The organism is Rhizobium pisi (assembly GCF_003938655.1).
Classification (GTDB): domain Bacteria; phylum Pseudomonadota; class Alphaproteobacteria; order Rhizobiales; family Rhizobiaceae; genus Rhizobium; species Rhizobium pisi.
The window spans coordinates 24,165-40,102 of sequence record NZ_RJJT01000023.1 but is presented as its reverse complement, the minus strand read 5'-3'; the positions used below and the strand labels follow the sequence as shown (position 1 = coordinate 40,102).

Below are 15,938 nucleotides of genomic sequence, written 5' to 3'. Positions count from 1 at the left end.
GCTCGCCCTGCGATCGAGCCATGGTGCGGAAACGGGAGGAGCTGCAGGACCTAATTCTTTTGAATGACTTTCGCCCATGCTCCACGCGTTCTACTATCTTAGCGGGAAATCTGGAGAGAGGCATGCATTATCGCCAAAGGTCCGTGCTGTTCGCAGCACCTGGACTGATAATCGGGGGCGCCGCACTAGGCGCTTCGGGTGGTATAACTGTTGCAGATTTCGATAAACCAGAACTGCTGATTGCCGCCCTGTTTGTCGGTCTCATCATCGGCATGGCCGTTGAGCAGCTGCTAGCCATGACGAGAAAACGGACGTGGCGGAGGAGAAACAGGTCACGCTCGGAGAAAAAGCGCGGCAACGAGAGCATTATGCTGGGGCCTCGGCTTCCGATACTGGCTGCGAAGCCAATGAGACCAATCGGCGCCACAGATCAATTGCGTATCGTCATGAACTCGCATTTCACCATGCAGCCGTTGCTGAATAGGAGCGAAGCCCGAGTGTTTCGCGAACTCGACAGCATCGTGGTCGGCTGCAATTCTTCTTGGCAGGTGATGGCGCAGGTTTCGTTGGGCGAAATCCTCCGAAGCACCGATGCGGACGCCTACAGTTGCATCAACTCCAAGCGTGTCGACTTACTGCTCGTGGACAGCAATTGCCGACCGCGGCACGTCATCGAATACCAGGGCGGAGCGCATCATCAAAGCGCCGCAGCCGCACGCGACGCGGTAAAGAAAGAGGCGCTGCGACGCGCCGGGATTGGCTACCACGAGGTGGTGGCTGGCCAAACGACTCCGTCAGAACTCAGGCGATTGGTCGAGAAACTGGTGGACAGGCCCAGTGTCATCTAACGTCCCCTCGCCCGTTTACGTTGGTCCAAAGGACGGGTCGAGACCCGTGGCTCGACCCGGGCAAGGGTTAGGGTGAGCGGCAGTCGCCGACAGAGCCGGACAAGGCCGCCTCATGCGGAGGATCTTCGTCCTATCAGGAGAGCCTGACGGCCTCAAACAGCGCCGTCAGGCCAATGCCGCCGCCGATGCCGATCATGGCGAGGCCGGTGGCGGCGGGCAGCCAGCGCTCACCACGGACCAGTTGGCTATATAGCCGGGTAACGAGAATCGCGCCTGATGCGCCGAACGGATGGCCGAGCGCCAGGGCGCCGCCTTCCCTGTTGACCGCGTCGGCGGCGATGCCGAGCTGATCGAGCGACGCCAGAACCTGGGCAGCGAAAGCCTCGTTGAATTCGATCGCATCGATCGTGGAAAGCGAGAGGCCCGGCTGGCGCTGCATGAGCTTTTTGGTCGACGCGACCGGCCCGATGCCGAGCAGATTGGGATCGACGCCGGCGGCCGCACTGTCGATTAAGGCGAGGCCCTTGTCGATGCCGAGGCTTTTTGCCATGCCGCGGCTCATGACGAGCACCAGGCAGGCGCCGTCATTCAGCGGGCAGGCATTGCCCGCCGTCACCGAACCGTCGGCGAGGAAAACGGGCCGGAGGTTTGCGAGCGCTTCGAGCGATGTCGAGGGACGCGGGCACTCGTCGCGTTCGATCAGCCCATGACCCGTGGAGATGTCGACGATCTCGGGGCGAAAGACGCCCGCCTCGGCCGCCGCGACGGCGAGCCGATGGCTGCGCAGCGCAAATTCATCCTGCCTCTGGCGCGAGATGGCGAAGGCGCGTGCGACGTTTTCAGCGGCAACGCCCATGTCGGGGTCGCCGATCGTGTCGGGAGAAAATCGCGCGCGCCCGTAAAAGCGCGGCAGGGCGCCATTGGCTTTCGGCTTTTCCACGCGCCACGGCGCGGTACTGACGCTTTCGACGCCGCCGGCGAGATAACACGAGCCCGCCTTCGCCTGGATCAGGCGGGCGGCCATGATGATCGCTTCCAGCCCCGAGCCGCATTGCCGGTCGATGGCAACGCCGGGAACGGCCATGGGCAGGCCGGCGGCGAGTGCCGCAAGCCGCGCAATGTTGCCGCCGCCGCCGGCGGCATTGCCGACGAGCACGTCGTCGATGGCATCGGGCGCAATTGCCGTTTCGGCGACGATCCGGCGGATGATCGGCGCAAGCAGGTCTTCGGCCGTAACCGTCGCCAGCGATCCGAAGGCCCGGCCAACCGGCGTGCGGTAGGCGGCGACCACGACCGGCTGCCAATCCTCGTCAGGCTGATAGGCGTAGGACAAGATCGCCTCCCGAGATCACCGATGCTTCTACCTGTCCCCGTGCAATCTTGCCGCTGCTCGTCATCGGCCAGGAGGCGATATGGTAGAATTGCTTCGGTATCTTGAACCTCGCAAGCCTGGCCGTGCAATGCTCGGCCAGAATTTGCGCATCTGTCGCCTCCCCCGAGACGACGGCGACGATCCTTTGGCCGTAATAGGCGTCCGGCAGCCCGAAGACGACGGCATCCTCGACGCCGGGGCAGGTTTTGAGCGCGCTCTCGACTTCGGCAGGATAGACGTTGTTGCCGCCCGTGATCATCATGCCGCCCGCCCTGCCGATCACCCGCAGCATGCCGTCCGCATCGATCTCGCCGAGATCGCCGACAGTGGCGCCCGCCTCGGTGACGCGGAACGCCTGGCCGTCGTCGCCCCAGAGATAACAGTCGGCGATCAGGTCGCTCCTGACAAAGATCGTGCCCGGTACGTCGGTGCCGACATCGTTTTCCTCAGGGTCGCGAATGGAAATTTCGACGCCGGGATAGGCCTGCCCGACCCTGTCGATCGGAAAATCGGTCTTGCCGCCGACAAGCGTCGAGACCGTCATGAAGCCGATTTCGGAGGCGCCGTAATATTCGCGGATCCGCGCCGCTGGAAAGAGGCGGCGCATGGAGCCTACTTCGTTGAGGTTCAATTTCGCGCCGGCGGTCATCACGTCGCGCAGCGAAGTCAGCGCAGGCTTATCAGCCCACGCCCTCGCGATGCCGGCGATGTGGGTCGGCACGGCGACCAGCCGTTCGATCTGCTCGGAGGAGAGAATGCGCGCGACCGCATCCGGATCCCATTTCCGGACCGAATGAAAGCTTGCCCCGGCATCGAGCGCCTCGACCAGGGCGTAAAGCGCCAGCCCATGCGCGAGCGCCCCCGGACACAGGGTCGACGGCGCATCCCCCAGCTCGAAAACGATCCGCCCCCGGTCGAGGCTCCTGCGCCACTGCTCGCGCGAGCGGCAATAGGCCTTCGGCTCGGCTGTCGTACCCGAGGTAAAGCCGATCAGGAAGATCCCCTCGGCATCGCCAGGCAGTTCGTCCGCTCCACAGGTGAGATCGAAGCGCTCCGCTCCGGCCACGATGACAGGAATGCCATGCCTGCGGCCGATTTCGGCGCTCGGGCTCGCATCGTCATCGACGACAAGCACGTCAGGCACCAGGCTCTCGACGATGCGCTCGATCCTTTCCGGCGGCATCATCGGATCGATGACCGCCGAGGCATTCGGCAAGGCGGTGGCGGCGACGAAATATTCGGCAAAGCCGATGTGGTTGCCGAGGCTCAGTGCGACGAGCTTCTGGACGCCGGGCAGATCGAGCGTGCGGCGGTTCGAGCGGGGAAGCTCTTGGAGAAACCGGCAGATCGCCCTGGCGCGGGAATGGAGTTCGCCATAGCTCAAGGACCGGCCGTCGATGTCAACGGCCGGCTTGTCCGGTCTTTCCTTGGCATGTCGAACAAGCTCTTTATGGATCGGCATGGTCAGCCCTGTGACAAGGCGGCTCTGGTCGCCTCGGGGATCGGCGTCGGGCGGCTGTCGGAGAGGCTGACGCAGACCCAGACGAGCCCGGCCGAGGCGCAGTGGGCGCCGTCGCGCCTGCGAAAGAGCTCGATCACGAAGGAAAGGCTCGAACGGCCGATCTTCTCGATGCCGACTTTTGCTTCGACGATGTCGTCGACGTCGATCGGATTGTGAAAGGTGATCTCCGCCTTCTTCACGTGATAGGCGACACCCGAGGTGGTGTGGCGGAAGTGGCTGAGGATCTCCCGGTGCCGCAGGAACTCGACGGCCGCATCCTCACAATAATCGAGATAGACCGAATTGTGGACATGGCCATAGATGTCGATGTCTCGCATCGAGACCCGGAACGATGCTAAAGGCCTGTCGTCAACGCTCATTCGATCACCGAAAATTCGAAGGCGTGTTCTAACCGCTGTTGTCAGGGGGATGCAATGCAATATCAGGCGGTCGTGCGAAAATTCGGACCGGCCGAGGAGGTCGTCGGCATCGAGCGGGCCGAACTGGCGCCGCTCTCCCGCCACCAGGTCCGGGTGCGGCTGCTTGCGCGCTCGATCAATCCCTCCGATATCATCACGATATCGGGCGCCTATGCGGGGCGCACCACCCTGCCCTTCATTCCCGGCTTCGAAGCCTTCGGCGTGGTCGAGGCGTGCGGCGAAGAGGTTCGCGGGCTTTCCCCGGGAGCGCGCGTGCTGCCGGTGCGGAGCGCCGGCGGGTGGCAGGAGTTCAAGGATACCGATCCCGCCTGGTGCCTTCGCGTTCCCGACGAGCTTTCCGATTTCGAGGCAGCGACGAGCTACGTCAACCCGATGACCGCTTGGCTGATGCTGCACAACAAGTTCGGGCTGAGGTCAGGCATGCGCATTGCCGTCAATGCCGCCGCCTCCTCGATCGGATCGATCCTGATTGGCATGGCGAACGCGGTTGGCGTGGAGCCGATCGCAATCGTCCGCAGCGAAGAATCCCTCGCGCGCCTCGGCGGCCGGCTCGAGGCTGTTATCATCGACAGGGCGGAAGGCGAAAGCGATCTCGCCGCAGGCCTCGCCGGCCGGCACGGGCTCGACGCGGTGCTAGACTGCGTCGGCGGCGCACGCGCCTTGGTGCTTGCCGATGCGCTGAAGCCTGGCGGCCACTTCGTGCATTACGGCCTGCTTTCGGGCCAGAGCATCCCGCCCGCCTTCTGGGCCTCCCATCCCGATATCGCCTTTTCCTATTGTCACCTCCGGGAATGGGTCCATTCCGAAGCGATGAACAATGTCCAGCGCGCCTATTCCGAAGTCGCCGCGCAGATCGCCGCCAAGGTTATCGCCACCGAGGTTCGGGAGGTGTTTCCGTTGGAAAAGATCGGCCGGGCGCTCCGCTCCGCCCTGCCCTTCCGGACGGGGGGCAAGGTGCTGATCGCCTGACGGGACAGGCGCCCGGCGCTGTTCCTTGCTCTCTTAAAACTCCGCGCTACACGGTTTCGTATCTCTGACGTGCGCTCTTGATGGCCGCATGGTTCCGGTCGGCCCAGCCGATCAAAGCCTTCATCGGAACCAGAAAGGAGCGTCCCATCTCCGTCAGTTCATACTCCACGCGAGGGGGAACCTCGGGGTAGACGGTGCGCCTGATGAAGCCGTCCTGCTCGAGATGCTTCAGCGTCTTGGAGAGCATCTGTTTCGAGATGTCTCCGATTTCGCGCAGCAGCTCGTTGAAGCGCTTCTTCCCCTCTTCCAGCGCCGCGAGAGTGAGCAGGCTCCATTGATCGCCGATACGATCGAGCACGCCTCTGACCGGGCACCCCGCCCCGGGCTGCTGTTTCGGCTCGTCCCTTTTTGCAGGCATGCCTTCTCCCTGGTCATCGCGGGCTGACCTTGCCACCAAAACATGCCTTCTTGCCCGGCATGTCGAGGTTTCATAGACCTGCTCCATAGTCTCTTTTTTAGACTAGATCGCTGATCCATACCAAGGAGTTTGATGCATGAGATTTCAATCGCTACTCGCACTCGTCGTTCTGGCCGGCGTTGCCGGGCCTTCCGGCGCTTTCGCTGAATCGGCCTCGCGGCATTTAAAGGTCGAGGAAGCCAACCGGAAGCTGGTGGTTGAGTTCTACGACAGGTTCTTCAACAAGCATGATATAGCGGCCGCCTCGGTCCTCGCGGACGATTACCGGCAGCACAATCCCCAGGTTCCCGACGGCAAGAAGCCTCTGATTTCCTTCTTCTCCGGCTTCTTCAAGGACAATGCCCAATCGAAGGCGGAGATCGTTCGCAGCGCCGCCGATGGCGATCTCGTCTGGCTGCATGTGCATGCGACGAACGGTGCTGATGATCGCGGCCAGGCCATCGTCGATATTTTCCGCGTCAAGGACGGCAAGATCGTCGAGCACTGGGACGTGATCCAGGCTGTTCCGAACGAAGCAGCCAACAAGAACACGATGTTCTGAAGTCGAGGGGCCGGCTTCCCGCCGGCCCCAGATTTGCGCCCAACAGCCCAATTCGGGATTGCCGCCCGCGCTCCACTTTAGGCGACATCCTGGATGTCAAAGCGAGCCACCTTGCCGTCTCGAAAGCGGAAGACATGTCCAATCATCTTGTCTTTCAGCCCGTGCGTCTGGTCCTGAAGAGGGTTGCCCTGGAGATCGCGGATGGATTGCCTGACCTCTGCGACGATTGCACCGTCGGCAGTCCTGTGGAAGGCCAGAGGTTCGACGTGCGGGCTTATCATGCTCCACTGGCGGGTCCAGTAGGCGCGCACGGCCTCGTGGCCGTGAACGTGGCCGCCGTCCATGCCGTTGGCCCAGGCGACGTCCTCGGCAAGCGACGCCAATACGCCGTCAATATCGCGGGCGTTGAAGCTGATGTAGATGCGTTTGAGGGTTTCGATATCACCGTCCATTGTCTTCTCTCCGCGTTTGTGTCTGTTGCGCCAGGAAGAAAGCCGCAATATACATACGTACGTATGCATTAGAGGATGGACCGGTGCAAGCGAAAGATTCGACGGAACTGGATGTGCTCTCGACACCTGGGCACCTGATCAGCCTCGCGGCACGAGGCTTCGCCCGCTTAAGCGAAGCGCGCCTGAAGCCACTGGGCTTCGGTGTCGGTCAACTGCCGGTGCTGGTCGCGATGCGGAACGGCGGGGTGAGCACCCAGCGCGATCTCGCCCGCTTCGCCAAAGTCGAACAGCCGCCGATGGCGCAAATGCTTGCCCGCATGGAGCGGGACGGATTGATCCGGCGCATGCCCGACCCGGCCGATGGCCGCAGCAGCCATGTTTCGATGACGCGAGCCGCAGAAGCACGCCTGCCAAGCGCGATCGAAGTCCTGTTCCAGGGTAACCACGAGGCCCTGGAAGGATTCACGGACGAGGAGGCGAAACAGCTCGTCGCCCTGCTCGCACGCGTGATCGCCAATCTCGACAAGATCGCGAGCGCCGAGGCATCGCCGCGCGCGCGGACGGCAAGATCGTCAAGCGCTGGGACGTGATCCGGGCCCTTCCGAACGGCGCGGCGCGCCGTTCTTCTGCCGAGCTCAGGCGATGCGCTTTAAGGCAGCGATAGCCGCGTCGCGCACCAGTCCCAGACCGCGTCGACGGCCTTGCGCGGCGATGACGAGCGTTTGCGGACGAGGAAATAGTCGGGTCCGATGGTCGCCGTCTCCTCGGTCACCCGCACCAGCCGGCCGGCTTCGAGATCGGCCGTGACGAAAGCCCGGCAGGCGAGCACGACGCCCTGGCCGGCGAGGGCGGCGTCCAGAGCCAATGTCGTATGGTTGAACGTCGCACCCGGCAGCTTCTCGCGGGATTGCAGAAGCACCCGCCAGTGATCGTGCGAGTCATGCAGAAGCGGCAGCTTGCGGAGCTCTTCGCCTGTTAATGGCAGGGTGAGGCCCTTGACCAGATGCGGGCTTGCGACCGCCACCAGTTCCTGGCGGAACAGCAGCTGCGCCTGCAGGTTCGCCGGAAAAGGCGGGCGCGTGAGGCGCACCGCGATATCAACCTGGTCACGGTCGAAATCGGACAGCGCCTCGGTGGCGACCGTTCTCAGGTCGATATCGGGAAGGGCGGCGTAGAGCTCGGCGAGCCGCGGGATCAGCACCTTGGTGGCGACGGTGGGGGTGACGCTGATCGTCACCGTTTCCGGCCGGTCCAAAAGCCGCCCGGTCGCTTCTGCGAGCGTGTCGAAGGCGCGGCTCACATCCGCCAGATAGCTCGTGCCATAGGCGGTGAGCGCAAGGCCGCGGGAAAGGCGCAAGAACAGCCTGAGCCCGAGCTGGTCTTCCAGCGCGCGAACCTGCTGGGCGACCGCCCCTTGCGTGACGCCAAGCTCTTCGGCCGCGGCGCGGAAATTCAGCCTGCGGCCCGAGGCCTCGAAAGCGCGCAGGGCATTCAATGGCGGCAGGGTGCGGCGGGATTGAGTCATCGGCGTATCCAGTAGATTTTCTACAGTCTGGCAGCTTTCTTTCTCGCGCGAAAGTCCCGATGGCATCTGCCATAATGCTTGCGAAAACCAGCCATCGGAGGCCTCAATGTCTGAAGAAAAAGTCGCTCTCATCACCGCCGGCGGGTCCGGCATGGGGGCCGCGGCCGCCAGGAAACTGGCCGCGGACGGCTATCGCATCGCCGTTCTCTCCTCGTCAGGCAAGGGCGAGGCCCTTGCCAAGGAATTGGGCGGCGTCGGCGTTACCGGCTCGAACCAGTCGAACGACGACCTGAAGCGGCTCGTGGATCTGGCGATGGAGCGATGGGGTCGGATCGACGCCCTGGTCAATTCCGCCGGCCACGGCCCGCGCGCGCCGATCCTCGAAATTTCCGACGAGGACTGGTACAGGGGCATGGAGGTCTATTTCCTGAGCGCAGTGCGCCCTATCCGGTTGGTGACGCCGATCATGGAAGCGCAGGGTGGCGGTGCCATCGTCAACATCTCGACGGCATGGGCCTTCGAACCCTCACCGATGTTCCCGACCTCCGCCGTCTTCCGGGCGGGACTGGCGAGCTTCACCAAGATCTTCGCCGACAGCTATGCGGCGAAGAACATTCGCCTGAACAACGTCCTGCCCGGCTGGATCGACAGCCTGCCCGCGACCGACGAGCGGCGCGACAGCGTTCCGATGGGCCGCTACGGCACGAGCGAGGAAATCGCAGCCACGATCGCCTTCCTGTTGTCCGACGGCGCGGGCTACATCACCGGGCAGAACATCCGCGTCGATGGCGGCATCGCCCGTTCCATCTGAGAAAGGCCCGCCGGTGAGCCTGACTGACATCGACGCTTCGGCATGGGCGGAACTTGAAACGGCTGCGGCAAACCCGCATTCGGGCTTCCGATATGTGAACCTGTGCTCGGTGGACGTCGAGGGGAGAGCGCAGGCGCGCATGGTGGTGCTGCGCAGCGCCGACGGATCGACGCGGAGCCTTGAATTTCACACCGATACGCGCAGCGCGAAATGGCTGGAGCTCTCGGCAAATCCCGAGGTCACGGTGCTGGGTTTCTGCCCGCAGGCCCGCCTGCAGTTGCGGCTTCAGGGACGGGTCGAACGTCATGGTCCGGGAAGCGAAATCGCCGACGCCGCCTGGAACGGGCTGCCTGGCCGGACGCGAATGACCTATGCGGGCGGCCCGCCTGGGGACGAGCGCGCCTTGGAAACCATCGACGTGCCGGTTCCGCCGGATCCTGTCGACGAAGCGGAGGGAAAGGCGCGCTTCGGCGTCCTGCGCTTCCGGCCCCGGACGCTCGACTGGTTCGAGCTGCGGCAGCCGGACAATCGAAGGGCAATCTTTGCCTATGACGAAACCGGCGCCCTCGCCTCTTGCCGATGGGTCAATCCGTAGCAGTGCGAATCCGCGCCTGATCAATCCCGTTCCACGCAAACCTTGTAAAAACACCGCTCGCCGCGTATATACAATAAAATATATACAGATCGCGGGAGGCGCTCCCATGCCGCAATATGCGCGCGTGTTTCAATCCGGCAATTCGCAGGCCGTCCGGCTGCCGAAGGAATTCCGTTTCGACGTCGACCAGGTGGAAGTCACACGGGAAGGCGATGCCGTCATTCTGCGGCCGCGGGCCGATCGCGGCGTGCGGTGGGCATCGTTGCGCAGCGCTCTCGAACGCGGCCTCAGCGACGATTTCCTGGCGGAGGGACGAGAGCAGCCCTAGGATCAGGAGAGGCCTGGTCTTCAGGACCTGTTCAAGTGATCACGCATCTCATCGACACCAATGCCGTGATCGCCCTGATCGGCCGTAAAACCGACACGCTGCTCGCCCGTGTGATGGATAGCGACGAGGGATCGATCGGGCTGTCGAGCATCGTCATGCACGAGCTCTATTACGGCGCTTATAAAAGCGCGAAAGCTTCCTACAATCTCGAAACCCTGCGCCTGTTCATGGCAGATTTCCCCTCGGTCGGTTTCGAACAGGAGGATGCGCTGGCCGCGGGCGAGATCCGCGCCGCATTGGCGGCAAAGGGAACGCCGATCGGTCCCCATGATGTTCTGATCGCCGCCCAGGCCCGGGCCCGGGATCTGGTTCTCGTCACCAACAATGTCGGCGAGTTCAGGCGTGTCGAGGGCCTGCGCGTCGAGGACTGGACGGCTCGGGGATAGGCCAAGAGCCTCACCCTGAGGTGCCCCGACGCTTGATGCAAGACGGGGCGCTGCGGCGTCTCCTTCGAGGCTCAGGCTTTCGGCCTTCGCATCTCAAGGATAAGGGCGGACACGGCACTAGCCACAAAGGGAACTGAGCAGCAGTCCCATTCGAAAGCACTCAAAAAGAAAACGCCCGGACGCGGCCGAAACCGCGCCCGGGCGAAATGCGGATCAGACGAGGTCGAAGCGGTCGGCGTTCATGACCTTGTTCCAGGCGGCGACGAAGTCCCTGACGAACTTCTCCTTGGCGTCGGACTGGCCGTAGACTTCGGCGAAGGCGCGAAGCTGCGAGTGCGAGCCGAAGATCAGGTCGACGCGGGTGCCGGTCCACTTGGCGGCGCCCGTCTTGCGGTCGCGGCCTTCGTAGACGCCTTCCTTGCCGGGCGCGGGAGCCCACTGCGTGCCCATGTCGAGCAGGTTGACGAAGAAATCGTTCGTCAGCGTCTCGGGACGGGAGGTGAAGACGCCATGCTCAGGGCTGCCAGCCTTCAGCACGCGCAGGCCGCCGACGAGGACGGTCATCTCGGGTCCGGTCAGCGTCAGCAGCTGGGCGCGGTCGACGAGTGCTTCTTCCGGCTTCATGAACTGATGGCGCTTGCCGTTCACATAGTTGCGGAAGCCGTCGACACGCGGCTCAAGGGCCGCGAACGAATGTGCGTCGGTCTGTGCTTCGGAAGCGTCCATGCGGCCCGGCGTGAACGGCACGCTGACGGCATTGCCGCCGGCTGCCGCCGCCTTCTCGACGCCGGCAGCACCGGCGAGAACGATCAGGTCGGCGAGCGAGATCTTCTTGCCCCCGGTCTGGGCGGCGTTGAAGTCCTTCTGGATGCTTTCGAGAACGCCGAGCACCTTGGCGAGCTGGGCCGGCTGGTTGGCTTCCCAGTTCTTCTGCGGAGCAAGACGGATGCGCGCGCCGTTGGCGCCGCCGCGCTTGTCGGAGCCGCGGAAGGTCGACGCCGACGCCCAGGCGGTCGAGACCAGTTCCTGCACGGAAAGACCGGTCGCCAGCACCCTTGCCTTGAGGTCGGCAATGTCCTTGTCGTCGACGAGGGGATGGTCGACTGCGGGGATCACATCCTGCCAGATCAGGTCTTCGGCCGGAACTTCCGGGCCGAGGTAACGGACCTTCGGTCCCATGTCGCGGTGGGTCAGCTTGAACCAGGCGCGGGCGAAAGCGTCGGCGAACTCAGCCGGATTTTCGAGGAACCGGCGCGAGATCTTTTCGTAGATCGGATCGAAACGCAGCGCCAGATCGCTGGTCAGCATGGTCGGCAGGTGCTTCTTCGAAGCGTCGTAAGCATCCGGAATGGAGGCTTCGGCGTTCTTGGCCTGCCACTGCTTCGCGCCGGCCGGGCTCGTCGTCAGCTCCCATTCGAAGGCGAAGAGGTTTTCGAAGAAATGGTTGCTCCACTTGGTCGGCGTCTGCGACCAGGTGACTTCGAGGCCGGCGGTGATGGCGTCCTTGCCGACGCCGGTGCCGAACGAGCTCTTCCAGCCGAGGCCCTGGTCCTCGATCGCGCCGCCTTCCGGCTCGGCGCCGATCAGGGACGGATCGCCGGCACCATGCGTCTTGCCGAAGGTGTGGCCGCCGGCAATCAGCGCCACGGTCTCTTCGTCGTTCATCGCCATGCGGGCGAAGGTTTCGCGGATGTCGCGGGCGGAAGACAGCGGATCGGAATTGCCGTTCGGGCCTTCCGGGTTGACGTAGATGAGGCCCATCTGCACGGCGCCGAGCGGTTCGGCCAGCTCGCGTTCGCCGCTGTAACGCTCATCGCCGAGCCAGGTGCCTTCAGGACCCCAGAAGAGTTCTTCTGGTTCCCAGACGTCGGCGCGGCCGCCGGCGAAGCCGAAGGTCTTGAAGCCCATGGATTCGAGCGCGACGTTGCCGGTCAGGATCAGCAGGTCGGCCCAGGAGATGCGGTTGCCGTATTTCTGCTTGATTGGCCAGAGCAGGCGGCGGGCCTTGTCGAGGTTGGCATTGTCAGGCCAGCTGTTCAGCGGCGCAAAACGCTGCTGGCCCTGGCCGGCGCCGCCGCGGCCGTCGGTGATGCGGTAGGTGCCGGCGCTGTGCCAGGCCATGCGGATGAAGAGACCGCCGTAATGGCCGAAATCGGCCGGCCACCAATCCTGCGAATCCGTCATCAGCGCGTGAAGATCCTTCTTCAGCGCGTCGAGATCGAGCTTCTTGAACTCTTCGGCATAATCGAAGGCCTTGCCGAGCGGATCGGCGCGGCCGGCATTGTGGTGAAGAATCTGCACGTTCAGCTGGTTCGGCCACCAGTCGCGGTTCGTCCGGGCGGTCGGAGCCTTATGCGTGTGGGCAACAGGACATTTGCCTGCGCTGTCAGTGGGGTTGTCCATGATCGTCTCCTTCATTGCTTGATTCGTCTGCCGTCGAAAAAGATGAACTGGGCTCGTGCCCCGCTCTCTCCCTTGCAGCCTTCATATCGGAAGCGTTTAATAATTTTAAGTTGGATTTACTGATGGCTGCGATAAGTTGAACTTATGAAAAATCTTACCCTGAAACAGCTACGTTATTTTGAAGCCCTGGCAAGGGATGGGCGCTTTCGGCGCGCTGCAGACGCCTGCGCCATCTCCCAGCCGGCGCTCTCCATGCAGATCAAAGAACTTGAGCAAGAGTTGGGCAACGAGCTCTTCGAACGCAGTGCCCGCGAGGTGAAACTCACCCCGTTCGGCCAGACCTTCGCGCTGAGGGTCCGCGATATCCTGCGGGCCGTCGACGAGCTAGGCGAACTGGCGCGCGCCTCGCGCGATTCCTCCCTTGCGCGGCTGCGGATCGGCATCATCCCGACGATCGCGCCCTATCTGCTGCCGGCGATTATAAACGATCTGAACAAATCCTTCGCCGGAATTCAGATCGAGGTGCGCGAGACGCAGACGGGCAAGCTGGTCCAGGAACTGGCGCGGGGCCAGCTCGATATGGCGATTGTCGCGCTGCCGGTGTCGGAGCCCTCGCTCACCGAACTCGAACTCTTCAGGGAGGAATTCGTGCTGGTCAGGCGCCACGAGGATGGGGAGAAGCCGGTGCCAGAGCGCGAGGCGCTGCGCGAAATGCGGCTGCTGCTGCTCGAAGAGGGCCACTGCTTCCGCGACCAGGCGCTCTCCTTCTGCAATATCGGCTCTGCCCGCCCGCGGGAGATCATGGAAGGCAGCTCGCTCTCCACCCTCGTCCAGATGGTCGGCGCCGGCATCGGCATCACCCTGATCCCGGAGATGGCGGTTCCCGTCGAAACGCGCTCGGCGCATGTCTCGATCTCCCGCTTCCCCTCGCCGCAGCCGTCGCGGACGATCGGCATGGTCTGGCGCAATTCGACGCCGATGGCGAGGCAGCTGCGGGAGGTCGCCGAGGCGGTACGCCGCTCTGCGGAGACGATGCGCGGGGTGATGGACGATGGCCGCCCGGTTGGTGCCTAAGACCCCTCCCCAACCCCTCCCCACATAGGGGGAGGGGTTAAGCTGTGGCACCGCCTCACAAAACAACAAGCCGGCTGCATATGCTGCGCTCAAGAGTGAATGCGGCGAGGGCCGCACGTTAAGCCCCTCCCCCTTGTGGGGAGGGGTTGGGGAGGGGTGAACGGCCCTCTCCTACGACCGCCGCTTGAACGTATGCTCCGCCGCCGGAAATTTCCGCGACCGCACCTCCTCGGCATAGGCGGCGGCGGCGTCGGCGACCCGCTTGCCGAGTTCGTCGTAGCGCTTGACGAAGCGCGGCTGGAAATCGTTGAAGAGGCCGAGGATATCGTCGGTGACCAGGATCTGGCCGTCGCAGGCCGAAGACGCGCCGATGCCGATGGTCGGTATGTGCATAGCCGTCGTCACCTCGCGGGCGAGCGGCTCCACCGTGCCCTCGACGACGACGGCGAAGGCGCCGGAGCCGCCGATCGCATGCGCGTCACGGCGGATCTTCGACGTCTCGTGTTCGGAATGGCCGACCGAGCGATAGCCACCCGCGGTGTGGACGAGCTGCGGCATCAGGCCGATATGGCCGAGCACGGGAATCCCGCGCTTGCTGAGGAAAGCGATGGTCTCGGCCATCTCCTCGCCGCCTTCCAGCTTGACGCCGTCGCAGCCGGTTTCCTGCATGATGCGCACGGCGTTGCGGAAGGCGAGCTCCTTTGATTCCTGATAGCTGCCGAAGGGCATGTCGACGATGACGCAGGCATTCGCGACGCCGCGCATCACCGCCTTGCCGTGCGCGATCATCATGTCGAGCGTGACGCCGATCGTGGTTTCCATGCCGTAGAGCACCATGCCGAGGGAATCCCCGACGAGCAGCAGGTCGCAATGCTCGTCGAGCAGCCGCGCCATCGGCGTCGTGTAGGCGGTGAGGCAGACGATCGGCTTGCCGCCCTTCATGGCCGCGATGCGCGTCGGCGTCAGGCGCTTCTGAAATATGGTGGCGCTCATTTCTTCACTCCCTTGCCCGGCTGGCCGGCAATCCTGCTGTCCCGGACGATTTTATTGTCGCGGCCGGTTCTATTGCCTGCGACCACCCTGTTGTCGAGGAGCCGCGTCGAGCCGACGCGCACGAAGAGCGCCACGACGACGGGCTCTTCGATCGAGGCGACCGGGGCAAGCGTTTCCGCATCCCTGACGGCGACGACCTCGGGCTTTGCCAGCGGCTCGCAGCTGAGAAAAGCCGTGAGTTTCGCTTCGAGTTCCCGAGCATCGCTCAGCCCCTCGGCGACCAGGCGCTCGGCCTCGTCGAGGGTCTGCGGGACGATCACCGCGGCGCGCCGTTCTTCGGGACTGAGATAGACATTGCGCGAGGACAATGCGAGGCCGTCGCTGTCGCGCACGGTCGGCACCGCGATCACCCGCACCGGCATGGCGAGATCCTCCACCATGCGCCTGATGATGACGACCTGCTGGTAATCCTTCTCGCCGAAATAGGCGGTCTGCGGCTGGACGATGTTGAAAAGCTTGGAGACGACGGTGGCCACACCGGCGAAATGCCCGGGCCTGACTTCGCCTTCGAGCTCGCGGCCGAGATCGGGAACGTCAACCACCGTCTTCATCGGGTGGGGATACATGTCCTCGACGCCCGGGGCGAAGAGGAAATTGACGCCGGCCTGCCTGAGCATGGCCGCATCGCGTTCGAGGTCGCGCGGATATTTGCTGAGGTCTTCGGCCGGGCCGAACTGCAGCGGATTGACGAAGATCGAGACGACGACGATGTCGTTCTCGGCCCGGGCGCGCGCAACGAGCTTGATATGCCCGGCATGGAGATAGCCCATCGTCGGCACGAGGCCGATAGTGCGGCCCTGCCGCTTCAACGCGTCGAGCGTGTGGCGCAGCTCGTCAATGCTCGCGAAAACCCGCATGTATCCTCCCCTGCGGCCGGTCACCTCATCTTGGGCGCGGATAAGAAGTGTAATCCGTGCGAGAGGTCAATGCATATTCCTCCATAATAACGATTAGATGGAGCGCCCGCCCGATAACGCCATGCTTTAAGCCGGGCTTTGCCGGCCAGAAGCGGCGTTTCGTCGCCGGGCTTGCGCGGGAGCCTCCATTGTGCGACCTGCGCCTGTAATCTACCCTCTCCGTCAAGATACCATCACAGTCGGTC

At 63.7% G+C, this 15,938-nt stretch carries 18 protein-coding genes; 9 read left to right on the top strand and 9 right to left on the bottom strand.

Annotated elements, in window-relative coordinates:
* The first annotated feature begins 122 nt into the window (after positions 1 to 122).
* Positions 123 to 848, top strand: coding sequence for a DUF2726 domain-containing protein (locus EFD55_RS26320; protein ID WP_125848988.1), 726 nt, complete (start codon positions 123 to 125; stop codon positions 846 to 848).
* Positions 849 to 981: 133 nt separating this feature from the next.
* Here the strand turns inward: EFD55_RS26320 and EFD55_RS26315 are convergent, their stop codons facing one another.
* The 3 genes from EFD55_RS26315 to EFD55_RS26305 are packed head-to-tail and all read right to left on the bottom strand — an operon-like array spanning position 982 to position 4,101.
* The gene (locus EFD55_RS26315) at positions 982 to 2,181 is read right to left on the bottom strand and encodes a thiolase family protein (RefSeq protein ID WP_125848986.1); all 1,200 of its coding nucleotides are present in this window, start codon (positions 2,179 to 2,181) and stop codon (positions 982 to 984) included.
* Positions 2,159 to 3,682: a class I adenylate-forming enzyme family protein gene (locus tag EFD55_RS26310; RefSeq protein WP_125848984.1), complete on the bottom strand. Its 1,524-nt coding sequence runs from the start codon at positions 3,680 to 3,682 to the stop codon at positions 2,159 to 2,161. The genes EFD55_RS26315 and EFD55_RS26310 overlap by 23 nt, the downstream gene beginning before the upstream one ends.
* A gap of 2 nt (positions 3,683 to 3,684) precedes the next feature.
* The gene (locus EFD55_RS26305; protein ID WP_125848982.1) at positions 3,685 to 4,101 is read right to left on the bottom strand and encodes an acyl-CoA thioesterase; all 417 of its coding nucleotides are present in this window, start codon (positions 4,099 to 4,101) and stop codon (positions 3,685 to 3,687) included.
* 54 nt (positions 4,102 to 4,155) lie between these two features.
* Here EFD55_RS26305 and EFD55_RS26300 point away from each other — a divergent pair, with 54 nt between their 5' ends.
* Entirely contained in the window at positions 4,156 to 5,130 is a 975-nt protein-coding gene (locus EFD55_RS26300; RefSeq protein WP_125848980.1) for a zinc-dependent alcohol dehydrogenase family protein, read from the top strand.
* A gap of 46 nt (positions 5,131 to 5,176) precedes the next feature.
* On the opposite strand, the gene EFD55_RS26295 is transcribed toward EFD55_RS26300, so the two are convergent.
* Positions 5,177 to 5,548, bottom strand: a complete 372-nt coding sequence (locus EFD55_RS26295) for a winged helix-turn-helix transcriptional regulator (protein WP_125848978.1) — start codon at positions 5,546 to 5,548, stop codon at positions 5,177 to 5,179.
* 136 nt (positions 5,549 to 5,684) lie between these two features.
* On the opposite strand from EFD55_RS26295, the gene EFD55_RS26290 reads away from it, so the two are divergent.
* Complete coding sequence (locus EFD55_RS26290) at positions 5,685 to 6,149, top strand: nuclear transport factor 2 family protein (protein WP_125848976.1); 465 nt, start codon at positions 5,685 to 5,687, stop codon at positions 6,147 to 6,149.
* Between the two features lie 77 nt (positions 6,150 to 6,226).
* Here the strand turns inward: EFD55_RS26290 and EFD55_RS26285 are convergent, their stop codons facing one another.
* Entirely contained in the window at positions 6,227 to 6,601 is a 375-nt protein-coding gene (locus tag EFD55_RS26285) for a nuclear transport factor 2 family protein (RefSeq protein WP_125848974.1), read from the bottom strand.
* A gap of 83 nt (positions 6,602 to 6,684) precedes the next feature.
* Between EFD55_RS26285 and EFD55_RS26280 the strand changes: the two genes are divergently transcribed.
* The gene (locus EFD55_RS26280) at positions 6,685 to 7,191 is read left to right on the top strand and encodes a MarR family winged helix-turn-helix transcriptional regulator (RefSeq protein ID WP_125848972.1); all 507 of its coding nucleotides are present in this window, start codon (positions 6,685 to 6,687) and stop codon (positions 7,189 to 7,191) included.
* 59 nt (positions 7,192 to 7,250) lie between these two features.
* On the opposite strand, the gene EFD55_RS26275 is transcribed toward EFD55_RS26280, so the two are convergent.
* Positions 7,251 to 8,126 (bottom strand): LysR substrate-binding domain-containing protein, encoded by an 876-nt coding sequence (locus EFD55_RS26275; RefSeq protein WP_125848970.1) that lies wholly within the window; start codon positions 8,124 to 8,126, stop codon positions 7,251 to 7,253.
* A gap of 106 nt (positions 8,127 to 8,232) precedes the next feature.
* On the opposite strand from EFD55_RS26275, the gene EFD55_RS26270 reads away from it, so the two are divergent.
* The 4 genes from EFD55_RS26270 (at position 8,233) to EFD55_RS26255 (ending at position 10,306) form a co-directional block, all read left to right on the top strand.
* Positions 8,233 to 8,937: an SDR family oxidoreductase gene (locus tag EFD55_RS26270; protein ID WP_125848968.1), complete on the top strand. Its 705-nt coding sequence runs from the start codon at positions 8,233 to 8,235 to the stop codon at positions 8,935 to 8,937.
* Complete coding sequence (locus tag EFD55_RS26265; protein WP_210276356.1) at positions 8,912 to 9,532, top strand: pyridoxamine 5'-phosphate oxidase family protein; 621 nt, start codon at positions 8,912 to 8,914, stop codon at positions 9,530 to 9,532. The genes EFD55_RS26270 and EFD55_RS26265 overlap by 26 nt, the downstream gene beginning before the upstream one ends.
* Before the next feature lie 106 nt (positions 9,533 to 9,638).
* Positions 9,639 to 9,860, top strand: a complete 222-nt coding sequence (locus EFD55_RS26260) for an antitoxin (protein ID WP_125848964.1) — start codon at positions 9,639 to 9,641, stop codon at positions 9,858 to 9,860.
* 35 nt (positions 9,861 to 9,895) lie between these two features.
* Positions 9,896 to 10,306, top strand: coding sequence for a type II toxin-antitoxin system VapC family toxin (locus EFD55_RS26255; RefSeq protein WP_125848962.1), 411 nt, complete (start codon positions 9,896 to 9,898; stop codon positions 10,304 to 10,306).
* 213 nt (positions 10,307 to 10,519) lie between these two features.
* Here EFD55_RS26255 and katG read toward each other — a convergent pair whose 3' ends face one another.
* Positions 10,520 to 12,709, bottom strand: a complete 2,190-nt coding sequence (gene katG / locus EFD55_RS26250; protein ID WP_125848960.1) for a catalase/peroxidase HPI — start codon at positions 12,707 to 12,709, stop codon at positions 10,520 to 10,522.
* A gap of 144 nt (positions 12,710 to 12,853) precedes the next feature.
* Here katG and EFD55_RS26245 point away from each other — a divergent pair, with 144 nt between their 5' ends.
* Complete coding sequence (locus EFD55_RS26245) at positions 12,854 to 13,783, top strand: hydrogen peroxide-inducible genes activator (RefSeq protein ID WP_125848958.1); 930 nt, start codon at positions 12,854 to 12,856, stop codon at positions 13,781 to 13,783.
* A 171-nt stretch (positions 13,784 to 13,954) separates the two neighbouring features.
* Here EFD55_RS26245 and panB read toward each other — a convergent pair whose 3' ends face one another.
* Both panB and panC read right to left on the bottom strand, forming a co-directional pair.
* On the bottom strand, positions 13,955 to 14,776 hold the full coding sequence (panB, locus tag EFD55_RS26240) for a 3-methyl-2-oxobutanoate hydroxymethyltransferase (RefSeq protein ID WP_125848955.1): 822 nt from the start codon (positions 14,774 to 14,776) through the stop codon (positions 13,955 to 13,957).
* Positions 14,773 to 15,693 carry a pantoate--beta-alanine ligase gene (panC, locus tag EFD55_RS26235; RefSeq protein ID WP_125848953.1) on the bottom strand — a complete coding sequence of 307 codons (921 nt, stop codon included), beginning with the start codon at positions 15,691 to 15,693 and terminating at the stop codon, positions 14,773 to 14,775. Before panC ends, panB begins: the two co-directional genes overlap by 4 nt.
* Positions 15,694 to 15,938: the final 245 nt, after the last annotated feature.

Bases quoted from the DNA above. Each gene is read 5' to 3' on its own strand.
- EFD55_RS26320 (WP_125848988.1), top strand. From the start codon at position 123: ATGCATTATCGCCAAAGGTCCGTGCTGTTCGCAGCACCTGGACTGATA.
- EFD55_RS26310 (WP_125848984.1), bottom strand. From the start codon at position 3,682: ATGCCGATCCATAAAGAGCTTGTTCGACATGCCAAGGAAAGACCGGAC.
- EFD55_RS26305 (WP_125848982.1), bottom strand. From the start codon at position 4,101: ATGAGCGTTGACGACAGGCCTTTAGCATCGTTCCGGGTCTCGATGCGA.
- EFD55_RS26300 (WP_125848980.1), top strand. From the start codon at position 4,156: ATGCAATATCAGGCGGTCGTGCGAAAATTCGGACCGGCCGAGGAGGTC.
- EFD55_RS26295 (WP_125848978.1), bottom strand. From the start codon at position 5,548: ATGCCTGCAAAAAGGGACGAGCCGAAACAGCAGCCCGGGGCGGGGTGC.
- EFD55_RS26290 (WP_125848976.1), top strand. From the start codon at position 5,685: ATGAGATTTCAATCGCTACTCGCACTCGTCGTTCTGGCCGGCGTTGCC.
- EFD55_RS26285 (WP_125848974.1), bottom strand. From the start codon at position 6,601: ATGGACGGTGATATCGAAACCCTCAAACGCATCTACATCAGCTTCAAC.
- EFD55_RS26275 (WP_125848970.1), bottom strand. From the start codon at position 8,126: ATGACTCAATCCCGCCGCACCCTGCCGCCATTGAATGCCCTGCGCGCT.
- EFD55_RS26270 (WP_125848968.1), top strand. From the start codon at position 8,233: ATGTCTGAAGAAAAAGTCGCTCTCATCACCGCCGGCGGGTCCGGCATG.
- EFD55_RS26265 (WP_210276356.1), top strand. From the start codon at position 8,912: ATGGCGGCATCGCCCGTTCCATCTGAGAAAGGCCCGCCGGTGAGCCTG.
- EFD55_RS26260 (WP_125848964.1), top strand. From the start codon at position 9,639: ATGCCGCAATATGCGCGCGTGTTTCAATCCGGCAATTCGCAGGCCGTC.
- katG (WP_125848960.1), bottom strand. From the start codon at position 12,709: ATGGACAACCCCACTGACAGCGCAGGCAAATGTCCTGTTGCCCACACG.
- EFD55_RS26245 (WP_125848958.1), top strand. From the start codon at position 12,854: ATGAAAAATCTTACCCTGAAACAGCTACGTTATTTTGAAGCCCTGGCA.
- panB (WP_125848955.1), bottom strand. From the start codon at position 14,776: ATGAGCGCCACCATATTTCAGAAGCGCCTGACGCCGACGCGCATCGCG.
- panC (WP_125848953.1), bottom strand. From the start codon at position 15,693: ATGCGGGTTTTCGCGAGCATTGACGAGCTGCGCCACACGCTCGACGCG.